General features: G+C 59.9%; 1 protein-coding gene and 1 pseudogene. One reads left to right on the top strand and one right to left on the bottom strand.

Annotated elements, in window-relative coordinates; all coding sequences use genetic code 11:
• Nucleotides 1–424, bottom strand: a pseudogene (locus C8P69_RS23345) (transposase); the annotation flags it as partial.
• A 569-nt stretch (nucleotides 425–993) separates the two neighbouring features.
• On the opposite strand from C8P69_RS23345, the gene C8P69_RS23340 reads away from it, so the two are divergent.
• Nucleotides 994–1,758: an NYN domain-containing protein gene (locus tag C8P69_RS23340; protein ID WP_245902219.1), complete on the top strand. Its 765-nt coding sequence runs from the start codon at nucleotides 994–996 to the stop codon at nucleotides 1,756–1,758.
• Nucleotides 1,759–2,283 lie beyond the last annotated feature (525 nt).

Below are 2,283 nucleotides of genomic sequence, written 5' to 3'. Positions count from 1 at the left end.
GCCGTCATCGGGAACTGTCCTCGCCGCCGTTCCATGAGGGCAACTGCCAGGACTGTTTTTTTGAGCGGGCAAGATCCAGCGCCTCCTTCAGGATCTCGACCTCCATGGTCTTCCGGCCGAGCAGGCGCTCGAGATCCCGGACACGCTTCTCGAGGTCACGCACATGGCTGGTCCCGACTACGTCCTCGTCCGCGTGGACAGCCTGATGGCCACCTTCGATCATTCGCCTCTTCCAGCTGAAGAGCAGGCTTGGCGAGAGGCCGTGGCGGCGGGCCACAAGCGACACGGAGGAGCCCGGCTGCATGGCCTCTTCCACCAGCCGGACCTTCTCAGAAGTCGACCAGCGGCGCCGCCGCTGGACTGATGTGATGACTTCAACACGCGCGGTCGGGGGGATCGGATCAGAAGACATAGCCTTATCCATAGGCCTACGCCTATGCCTTAGCGAGCTAGGCCGACTGTCCGGTCAAAATGGGGTGCGTTCCAGAGGGGCTCGGAATTCGGCGGGTGTCCCTCGCGCAGAACGGGCGCCAACGCGTCGAGGATCTCCTCATAAATCGCCCATCGCCGATCAAACAGATCCGAGGCCAGCTTATCGGACGCTGTGCGCCATTGGCGGAACGCAACCCAAGTTCCGGCGAGGGTTGCCACAACGGCCAGAAGTGGGGTGCCGATAGCCTGCGCGTACTGTGCCCATAAAGGCAGAGCTGTGCCGTTCATAGCTTCGCCCAAGCGAGAGATTCGGCTTAACCTAGCATGAGTGGAACCTGGCCTAGGGCTCTAGCGCCGAGGAGAGTTGCAGGGGGGCGTGGCAAGTGGGACAGTCGGAACCATCAAGTTCATTGACTGTTAAGCAGCCACAGCCTACCTAAGAGCCATACAGCCCCTGGCAGTACGCTCCTCGATCGACCTTGGTCGACAATTCGCGAGAGAGCCGAGCCCAGGGGTTTTCCGTCTCTGGGGCTTCTGATGCACGGGCATCGCGTGGCTGTGATGATCGACGGCGGCTTCTTTCTGAAGCGCATCCGATACCAGTTTCCCGAGATCGATGCGGCGAATCCAAAGATCGTCGCTAACCTGATCCATGGGCACGCGCTAAGGCATCGCTACCAACTGACAGGTACGGATCAAAATCGAAAGCCGATTTTTGAGCTATTCGATTTGTACCGAGTATTTTTCTATGACTGCCCGCCGCTTGAGAAGAAAATGCATAGGCCGGTCACGAAGTCGGCAATTGATTTCGCAAAAACGCCGGAAGCCGTGTTCCGCAATCAGCTCCATTTCGAGTTGCGGAGGAAGCGGAAGGTTGCACTGCGACTTGGGCACTTAATCGATACCGTCAACTGGCGGTTAAAGCCTTCCGTTTTGCCAAAACTTCTCCGCAAAGAGATCAGCTTTGACAGCCTGACTGACGACGATTTTTCAATCGACACCAGCCAAAAGGGCGTCGACATGCGGTTAGGTCTGGACGTGGCCGCGCTGTCTTACAAAAAACTCGTAGACCAGATCGTCATGGTTGTGGGTGACAGTGACTTTGTGCCCGCGGCCAAACTAGCTAGGCGCGAGGGTATAGACGTGATCATCGATCCGTTGGGCCAGACGATCCATGACCACCTTTTCGAGCATACTGACGGCGTTCGTACCCCCAAGAGGGCAGCGCCGCCTCGGAGGACCACCGGTGAGGCGGCCCGTCCTCTCGAAGTTGCTCCGTCGATCGATCCCGACAATGCCGCGGACGACGTCGGGCCTGCAGACTAGCGCCAATCCGGCATCCGCTGCACCTGACGCCCACCGCACGCCGAGCATGTGAGGCGCCGCCCGCATGTCGGGAAAGGCTCTTCATCTTGAGCGCGCAGTGCCTCCCACGACATGGTCGCATGGCGGCCGCAGCCAACGCACCGCAGCCGAGCACCGTTGACGCCTAGTACCATCAGCATCGCGACCGTTGGCGGCGACTGTGGTTCTGGCTTCGTGGTCCTGATGACGCTTGAGCCGCGGCGCAGTATCACCACCCCGCCCGGGCGCTCCTTCACTGCCGCCTTACAGGCTGCAGCACCCACGATCGCATTCCTGGCAGTGGCAATCGTCTCGGCTGCCTTGTCGCTTACCCAAACTCCGACCTTCAAGGGGTGCTCAACTTTGCCGCCCATTCGGGCGCTCGTGCTTCCGTCGCAGCGCTGGAAAGTGGGTAATCATCCGGCGTAGGCCGCGGCAGGCCTATTTTGGCCTGCTGCGATGGATTTCGATGAGGTTGAGCAGGCTTTCGACGCCGTATTCGGTGAA

Origin of the sequence: Phreatobacter oligotrophus (assembly GCF_003046185.1) — a bacterium.
GTDB lineage: Bacteria > Pseudomonadota > Alphaproteobacteria > Rhizobiales > Phreatobacteraceae > Phreatobacter > Phreatobacter oligotrophus.
This window is presented reverse-complemented; position numbering and strand designations above follow the sequence as displayed.

Bases quoted from the DNA above. Each gene is read 5' to 3' on its own strand.
- C8P69_RS23340 (WP_245902219.1), top strand. From the start codon at position 994: ATGATCGACGGCGGCTTCTTTCTGAAGCGCATCCGATACCAGTTTCCC.